The sequence below is a fragment of the Rhodococcus sp. (in: high G+C Gram-positive bacteria) genome (assembly GCF_049286785.1).
In the GTDB taxonomy this organism is placed as follows: Bacteria; Actinomycetota; Actinomycetes; order Mycobacteriales; family Mycobacteriaceae; genus Rhodococcus_F.
The window spans coordinates 1-8,248 of the sequence record NZ_JBAQEO010000434.1 but is presented as its reverse complement, the minus strand read 5'-3'; the positions used below and the strand labels follow the sequence as shown (position 1 = coordinate 8,248).

General features: G+C 60.2%; 9 protein-coding genes. 5 read left to right on the top strand and 4 right to left on the bottom strand.

Translation table 11 applies throughout. From position 1 onward, the window contains the following. Positions 1-310 precede the first annotated feature (310 nt). Positions 311-1,141, bottom strand: coding sequence for an SDR family NAD(P)-dependent oxidoreductase (locus WAW17_RS15940; RefSeq protein WP_422333917.1), 831 nt, complete (start codon positions 1,139-1,141; stop codon positions 311-313). A 171-nt stretch (positions 1,142-1,312) separates the two neighbouring features. On the opposite strand from WAW17_RS15940, the gene WAW17_RS15935 reads away from it, so the two are divergent. Beyond that, positions 1,313-1,525 (top strand): hypothetical protein, encoded by a 213-nt coding sequence (locus WAW17_RS15935; RefSeq protein ID WP_422333916.1) that lies wholly within the window; start codon positions 1,313-1,315, stop codon positions 1,523-1,525. Positions 1,526-1,639: 114 nt separating this feature from the next. Here the strand turns inward: WAW17_RS15935 and WAW17_RS15930 are convergent, their stop codons facing one another. Both WAW17_RS15930 and WAW17_RS15925 read right to left on the bottom strand, forming a co-directional pair. Further along, entirely contained in the window at positions 1,640-2,236 is a 597-nt protein-coding gene (locus tag WAW17_RS15930) for a hypothetical protein (RefSeq protein ID WP_422333915.1), read from the bottom strand. Continuing rightward, positions 2,233-2,454: a hypothetical protein gene (locus tag WAW17_RS15925; RefSeq protein WP_422333914.1), complete on the bottom strand. Its 222-nt coding sequence runs from the start codon at positions 2,452-2,454 to the stop codon at positions 2,233-2,235. The genes WAW17_RS15930 and WAW17_RS15925 overlap by 4 nt, the downstream gene beginning before the upstream one ends. A gap of 429 nt (positions 2,455-2,883) precedes the next feature. Between WAW17_RS15925 and WAW17_RS15920 the strand changes: the two genes are divergently transcribed. Then, positions 2,884-3,585: a DUF3800 domain-containing protein gene (locus tag WAW17_RS15920; protein ID WP_422333913.1), complete on the top strand. Its 702-nt coding sequence runs from the start codon at positions 2,884-2,886 to the stop codon at positions 3,583-3,585. Positions 3,586-3,791: 206 nt separating this feature from the next. Continuing rightward, the gene (locus tag WAW17_RS15915; protein WP_422333912.1) at positions 3,792-4,298 is read left to right on the top strand and encodes a hypothetical protein; all 507 of its coding nucleotides are present in this window, start codon (positions 3,792-3,794) and stop codon (positions 4,296-4,298) included. A 204-nt stretch (positions 4,299-4,502) separates the two neighbouring features. Here WAW17_RS15915 and WAW17_RS15910 read toward each other — a convergent pair whose 3' ends face one another. Beyond that, positions 4,503-4,889: an AMIN-like domain-containing (lipo)protein gene (locus WAW17_RS15910; protein WP_422333911.1), complete on the bottom strand. Its 387-nt coding sequence runs from the start codon at positions 4,887-4,889 to the stop codon at positions 4,503-4,505. 2,040 nt (positions 4,890-6,929) lie between these two features. On the opposite strand from WAW17_RS15910, the gene WAW17_RS15905 reads away from it, so the two are divergent. Together WAW17_RS15905 and WAW17_RS15900 are read left to right on the top strand one after the other, a co-directional pair. Then, on the top strand, positions 6,930-7,568 hold the full coding sequence (locus WAW17_RS15905; RefSeq protein WP_422333910.1) for an AAA family ATPase: 639 nt from the start codon (positions 6,930-6,932) through the stop codon (positions 7,566-7,568). Further along, positions 7,565-7,942: a hypothetical protein gene (locus WAW17_RS15900; protein ID WP_422333909.1), complete on the top strand. Its 378-nt coding sequence runs from the start codon at positions 7,565-7,567 to the stop codon at positions 7,940-7,942. The genes WAW17_RS15905 and WAW17_RS15900 overlap by 4 nt, the downstream gene beginning before the upstream one ends. Positions 7,943-8,248 lie beyond the last annotated feature (306 nt).

Here is an 8,248-nt window from a genome sequence, read left to right as displayed (position 1 = left end):
CGAGGACACCTACCAACGTGGATGAGCTGGCATCCGGGCCAGCGGATCACCCATGCCCGCCACAGGCATCCCACGCCGAGCGAACCTAGAAACCCCACGAAATCACACATCCACGGATTCAGGCTTAAGTACTTGGTTCAACGGGATGAAGGGCTTAGGGCTCCTCCCCTGTCCCACAATCGAAGGGACCGCACCCCCGAACGTGCTGATCAGCAACCATTTTGATGCCACTCTCGACCTCCCCGTGTGAATGAACGAGGAGAATCCTAGCCCGCATGATTGAACAGCGTTCAGGACGGTTATCCAGCAGCTAACTACTGAGCCTCTTCAACGCTGGCAGTATCGCCAGATAGCGAGACCCTAAGGTCCTCGTCAGGAGGTCGACCACGCTCGCATCGGCTCCAACTAGCACACGTGCGGATCCGCGTTCGACGCCTCGAAGGATCGTGCGTGCGGCGGCGTCCGGATCTGTTCTAGCGATACGCCGATCGAATGAATCAGCGAGCTCTGCTCCGTCTACTCCTGCCGCGTGTCTAGCCGTGCGCGCGATGGTGGTCCGAATTCCCCCCGGGTGAACACAGGTCACCTTTACATCGTGTCCCCCGAGAATCATTTCCTGGCGGAGCGACTCAGTGAATCCCCGGACGGCGAACTTGGCTGCGTTGTAAGCAGAATACGAAGGAGCAGCCATCAGCCCAAAGGCAGATGAAATGTTGACGATGTGTCCTCGATCCGAGCGCATCACGTGTGGAAGGAACGCTTTCGTTCCGTTGACGACTCCCCAGAAGTCAACGTCTATCACTCGCTCGTAATCTTCGAAGGACGTGGCGAGTACATCCCCGGCAAAAAGCACTCCGGCGTTGTTGATCACAGCGTCAACGCGGCCGAACCGCGAAGCGACATCTGCCGAATGGGCGAGCACCGCAGCTCGATCCACCACATCGACAACCGACGCATAGACGTCTCCGCCTACGCCTACGCCTACGCCTACGCACAGGTCAGCCGTAGCGAGCAGTTGAGACTCCGACGAGTCTGAAAGCGCCAGATGTGCACCAGACTGAACGAGCTCAATAGCTAGCTCACGTCCAATTCCCGAACCGGCACCCGTTATGGCGACGACACGACCCTCGAAGTAGCCCATGTTTCCCCTTACCTCACCGGGCGGCGTCCCTGTCTTGACCTTATCCAACGTGCGACGTTTGGCCCGGGCGTGCAGGAGCGTGCAGGAGAAGGCCTGGCCCCTGGTAGACCCGAATCTTGGAATTCCGCCTAAGGTGGGTCCGCCGGAATCCAAACTCGGAGGGGCAACTACATGGCTGCCGACGCCCGACTCAACGACCTCGCTCGCAGGATCGAAGGGGTTCCTGACTCACTACCTGGGGTGAAGTCGCTCCATCAGGCCTTCTTCACTCTCGCGTCGAACAACTCACGACCCGCCACTGCCGACCAAATCATCGAGGACATGAACAAAGCGCTCGACGAGCTCGACGAGCGACTTGCCGCCGGCGATGGTCCCCTGCAGTAGAGCAGCGAACCTCTGCGGCGCTGCTCGTCATCGGTTTCTTAACCTGCATCACCTCGAACGTCGCGTCTGGTCCCATAGACCGCCCGCGGGCCAGAAGAACGAGGAGCGTGCGGTCTATCCATAACCTGGCAGTCCTCGCAGACTGTTCCACACGCGCCGAGCGAGCACGCCAAGACGGCTCGGGGGTGTGTCGATCTCGACAGGCAGACGTTCGATCGCGACGGCCTGAAATTCCGACAGGGTCTTCTCGATAACCCTGAGACGGCCGAGTTGCACGCGCAAGGCTTCGAATCGGACGGCATCTGAGAGACCCGTGTCAATCAGGTCGCCCGCAGGATCCTGCGACAGCGACTCGATCTGAGTCGAGATGTCGACGATGTAGGGGCGGAGTCGGATGTCGGCTACCTCGGTCAGCCCGCGCACCAGAAGCTTCCGCATTTCTTGCATCAGCTCTCCCTGCTTTGCCACAGAGTCTGTGTTGGCCCAATCGATGAAGTCGTTCGTGCGCATCTTGGCCATCGCGAGAAATGCGATGTGCTGCATGTCCATCAACGCTCGTCCCGTCGCGATCAGATCGGCAACAAGGTCGCGCTGACGATCCTTCCGAGCCTCCACGCGCCCATGCTCGAAGGTCGCACGCGCCCGTGAGATCGTTGCCCAGATTCCGATCAACGCGATGATGCCCGCGATTACGGGCGCCCAATCCTTCACGACGAGGCCAGTAGGGTGACGTACTCATCGCCGTAGCCCTCAAGCTCGACGCGGACGCGCTCTCGGACGCCCTGCTCAAGCTGTTGCCAGACAACCTTGCCGTTCGGTCCGACGACAAATAGGACACCGAGGGCCAGCCTTCGAAGCCGGAATCCGTCACCGATGAACTCGACGGCATTGCCATTCTCTGGCGTGATTGTGATGCGCTTGGTTGACATGGCGCGGATCGTAACTGTCAAGTACGACGGCGAGGGCTCACCTGCCTGCATGGCCAACAGCAATCTCGACGGCTTGTCCTCCGTTGCCAGCCGACTCTCGGCCAAATTCCAAGAAAGAGCGGACGATCCAAGAAAAGACAGGCGGAGGCGATTGACGACGCCCACAAGACACGCCCGGATACGTGTGCATGGAGACACACCGAACGGGTTTTCATCCACATTGTGGAGAACGCATGACATGGAAGTTCTTGAATCAGTCCACATGTTGTCCTACATAGTTTCCACAAGACGGCGGCATTTCATGCATTTTCTGTCCCCAGCCGTGTACACAGGTCTGTTTGAAGGACGGCGTGCAATAGGTAATGCTTTCGTTCAACAGGCCGGCTGCACCATCAGCTCTGGTCGGCGGCCGAACGGAGGGCATGACCCGTGCTCCACACTTTCATCGACGAGTCGTACGGTGAAGACGACTACTACGTCGGCGGTGTGATCTTCACCGAACAGCAACTTGCGACCCTCACGTCCGACCTGGAGTTGCTCCGCAAGGACATCAGCCGCACGCACGGAACTCCCGGCGACATCGAGTTCCACGCCCACGAGATCATGCAAGGCAAAAAGTCGTGGAGCTGCTTCGATGGCCGGGCACACGAGTCGGTCATGGTGTGCAGGAAGGTGGTTCACGCGGTCGTCAACTCCGGGGCCCGAATACATCTGCAAGGGGTCGACGTGCGGAAGCTGAACGCCCGGTACAGGTATCCGGACAATCCCTATCGGATCTCCCTGCGCCACCTCCTCGAACGGGTGGAGGGTCATTGCAAGCGGCACGACGAGACCTCGACCGTCACAGCGGACATTATCGATGATTCGGGAACAGCAATCGCCGCTATCGAGGGTTACGTGCGTCAGGCGACGCCGGGCTATCGACCGACGAAGCTTCTGCGGATTCACCAGCCGATCGCATACGTTGATTCGTGCACGTCTCTTGGAATCCAGGCCGCGGACGTTGTCACGTACATACTCCGCCGGCATCGCGAAGTGACGAAGGCGCACCCGAAGGCGCTAAAAGCATCACGGCAGCTGTTCAATGCGGCGAAGCCCAGTATTGACAGCATCCGGAAGTGGGAACCCTAGAAAGCTCTAAAGCCCCTCACCGGGGGCTTTAGGCGGACAACGAACCGGTAGCCGGTGCGTCGTGATTTTGAGGATAGGCGGAACTAGCGAATGCTGCAAGATGCTTGCTGTGTGCGGCTTCATGCTGTCTCGCTCGCCGAATATCGAGTGTCGGACGTTGCCGATAACCTATCCGTCGGAACCAACACCGCTTAGGAGCAGTCTCCGTGCAGATCGTCACGCTCGTCATTGCGGTCGTAGGTCTTGTCGTTGCGACAGGCACACTCACCTGGAACATCACCATGTTCCGCCTGCAGGGTGCACGCGCGAAGGTTTCACCGATCATCGGAACTGTTGTCCCTCAAGGACTCATCCATATGCCCGCCAGCGAATCTGCTGTGGCCTCCATCGAACGCACAGCACGAGAGCACGGCGGCGAGCTCGTCGCTGGCGTCCAGGTCACCAACCGTGGGCGGCTCCCCCTTCACGTACAGAGCTGGGCATTCACGTCACTACCGAACAAAGCCGCGTTCGCGCCCGGCTCGGATCCGGTTCTGTCGCCGGTGCCGTGCGAGATCGCACCAGGTAATCATGCAGTTTTCGTGGGTGAGGTCGGCATGGCCCGAGCGCTCCGAGACGTCGCTGCGGCGCCTCAGCGGATCGCGTGCAGGGTGACCACCGGCGACGACCGTAAACACGTCACAGCCACCCTTCCGGAAGCTCTGTTTTGCTGATCTACGCTAACTCGCGGCAACAAGCTGAGCATTGATGGACGGGGTACTCCGGCGCACCTCTTCACTTCGAGTGCCACGACGACGGAGAGGCTGCACAGGAATTCTTCGTGTCCTCGCCCGGAACCCGCGCGTAGGGCCGGCGACAGTCCGCCCTTCGTTCCGAAAGCGGATCGGTGACCGGGTCCGTCTATCGGCGTTCGCCTACTACGACCCCACTATGTCGACTACAAGCCGCGGCGGATCCGACAGCGTGGTGACGGCAAACGGTGCCCTGTCGCCCCGTACTCCGATGAATGACTGCGTGATCCCCGAGGAGCTCGGAGTGAAGTACACCGCAGACACGACGTCGGAGTCTGATTCGATCAGTGGGTCCGTTGGCCGGTACGCGACGACGGTGGCGTCGGGTGTGTCCGCGGTGCCGGAGAAGTCGGCTTGCAGAATCGAACGAGCCGGCAGGTCGATTGTGTCGCTGGTTCCGTGCTCGACCGCCTCGGCGACGTACTCGACCTTCCAGGTCGGCATCCCGTGGCCGCCGAACGCATAAATCACCCGGTCGAACGTGTCGTGCTTCTCAACATGTACGTCGGTCACCACAGCACTTCCCGACGACGTTGGCGGCGGCGGTGTGTAATCCGGGTCAACATTTCGGCGGGCAACCTTGATGCTGGACGCGGATGCATCCCTCCGTGCGGTGGAGGTTGGTCCACGCCCATTCGGCGCACCTGCGGCCGATAGCCAGTGCATCATCTTCGGTGAAATGCAGCTCTAGTTGCCGCCGCCCACGAATTTTGAAGTAGCTGCGAGCAAGGTCAACCACTTCCCGAAACCATTCCTCCTTTTCAACGAAGCCAGTGTGATTCGTGTAACACCATTTAGTTGGGTGTAACTCATCTCCATGAGTCGGCGAAGATCCGGATCGGGTTCCGCCTCGACACGGGCTGTGTACTCAGCTGCGGACCGGGCGAGAATGGTCAACTCATGGACACCCACCCCTACCTGTTCGGCGGCGGCTCGCCGTCGCCGACCTTCCTCGGTGTGGAAAGGACATGGCTGATGTGTCGTTATCCATCGGCAAGACTCCCCTGAACTCGTTGGAAGACCGCACAACTCCCCGGGTTGATGTGATTCGCAATATTCCGATCCAGGAGGCACCGGCCATGAACACCGGTTCTCTGACCTGGTTACCTCCCGGCACCGCTCCCACCGCTCGCGGATCTTCGGGCCAGCCCACCCCTGGGCGGGATCGTGGTGTACGCAACAGTCCTTCCCCGCTTGGGCCATGTGCTTGCACTGACTGCCCGATCGTTTTGTGGCCACACACCGAGAGCCGACAGGGGCCGGCGATGATCTGTTCACGATTGCCAAATCTATCGACCGCAACCCTTAGGCGACGACGCAGGCCAACGGCGTCAAGATCAACAAGCTGCCGACCGATCCGACACCGAACACCTTCCCCCACTCCCCCATCGAAACGGATGACTAGTCCTACCCAACAGCTCGACTGCCGTGCATGGAACTGGGCGCGCGATATCCGTAGTGCCGTATATTCGCATATACGTAAATCCGTAGATGTACCGCCTTGGGCTCGATTGCACCCGCTACGGACAGGGCGTCCGTGCAACGTGAAGGCGCGTCGTGCGTGCATGCCCCTCACCTCAGTGATGACGTAACTCCGCAAGCCCGTATATCCGTGAATCAGTAGACGCGTACGGTGAGGCGATTGCACGCGCGACAATTCCCGTGTTCCGGACCGCAACGGTCGTGCAGTCGAACTTGACCGGATTGCAGCACTATCCCCCTGCCGGAAACTCTACCGAGATCCGTTGCACGCTTGACGTCGCGGTTGCACCCAGCCCGCCAGTCCGTAGATCAGTGAATCCGTATATGCGGGAGGCGTGACCGGTCGTGCATCGCCATGACCGTAGGCGTGCAACGTCACTGGTCGGGGGCTCCATGCCGCAAGCGCCCACGCAAGTCCGTAGATCCGTATGTCCGTGAGTGCGGAACGTCTGTGCTGGGAATGCTCCCGCTACCGCGGGGGCCGTGCAACGAGGAAGGCTAGGGGCTCCTACCGCTGAATGTCCTCACCTGCGCGATGTCGTAACTCCGCAAGTCCGTAGATCCGTGAATCAGTAGTCGCGTAGCAAAGTCGACCAGGGCATTGCACTTCCATGGCCGCGATCCTTGGTGTGAGCCCGGACTGGCGCGACGAGGACCCTGCCTTCGAAAGTCCGTAGATCCACAGATCCGTAGAAGCGGAAGGTTGCGCGGGAACTGCACCGCCAGCTCCCGTGACCGCGGCAAGGCGTCGTGCAAGGCGTCGTGCAGGGGGCGGCAACGGTTGTGCAGGGCGATGGACCACGTTGCAGCGACAGTGCGGGGCAGAGGCGCGCGGATGAACACATTGCTCCGCCGGATACGGATTTACGTAAACACGGAAGACCGTTTTTCCGCGTGTCAGTCCATCAGTAGATGCTGAAGTCCGCGTACGCTGACCTCCGTAGATCCGCCAGTACGCACCTTGCAGCTCGTGCGACTCAGCCTGCACGCCCGCAAGATTCGGGGTCTACCAGCGCAAATTCACGCGGATATACGGAAATACGCAGGAGCGGACATGCGGAAGCGAGAGACATGCTTGTCATCACAACACTGAACCTCAAGGGCGGTTCCACGAAAACAACGTCAGCCGCCTACATCGCCCATGCACTCCATGAATCGGGACTCAAGGTCCTCGCCGTTGACGCAGACGGAGAGAACGAGTCACTCCTGCAGTGGGGGAGTCTCGGTGAATGGCCTTTCCCGGTTATTGGCATGGCTGTCCCGAACTTGCACAGGCAACTTCCGGGTATTGCGAACGGCAAGTACGACGCTGTGGTCATCGACACTCCGCCGATGAAGGAGCAGCGAAGCATCGTTCTCTCGGCTGCACGACTTGCAACGCACGTCGTCTGCCCGATGGCCCCGACTCCGATGGAGTACAACCGTCTTCCCGCGGTGCGGCAATTGATTGTGGACGTCACCGAGCTTCGGAATGGCGACGCCCCGATCTTTGCGGTCCTGTTAACCCGGACCATTGCAAATGCGGCTTCGACGGAGGGATATCGAGAGGCGGTTGCTGCAGAAGGTGACCACGTTCTCAAGCCAACTGTTGGTCGTCTCGAGCGCTACGCCCAGGCCTTCGGATTGCCGATCGAGAACGCGCTCAACTCGGCCTATGGCGATGCGGTGAGCGAGCTCCTCGGCCTCGAAGTGCAGAAGGAGATCGCATGACTTCCGCGGCAGATCGGATCCGCGCCGGCGCTGAGCGCGCGCGAAGGCAAGTGCCGACGCAACCCCAACCGGGGGAGGAGCAAGAGTCAGTAGTGACAGCCTCGGTGACGAGGGTGCAGGAAGAGAAGCCCCGCAAGGTCGCCGTTCACTCAGTCCCTGTTATCACCCCCCGTCAAAAGGACATCCGTAAGAATGTCGACCTCTCACCCGATCAGAATGACCGGTTGGGGGACTGGCAGCGCGCCGCAGCAAGAGAGCTTGGGGTAGCCCGAGTGACGGCCCAAGACGTGCTTGTTGCACTTGTGGAAAGGCTCCTTGCAGATCCCGACCTGAGCGAGCAGATCAAGAAAGACCTGCACAACACCCGTTTCTAGCTGTATATCCGTAAATCCGTAAACGCGTAAATCCGTAAACGCTGAAACGAGAAGTCCCGTCGGCGCGCTGACGGGACGTTTTCGACACTGGCCACGCCCCCGCAGACGCGGAAACACGCAAGGGTCCGCAAACACGCAGCGGGGCCCGCCTGGAGTTGCAGCTCCGTGCGGCGGGCCCCTCACCAGGAATCTGGAGGTTTCCCAGCTATGGCAAACGATACAAGTCAGGATGCACCACCTTTGCGAGCCAGCGTGCTCGCGTTGTCCAGCGTTGCAGCTATGGCATTGATGATGGCCGCGCTTGCC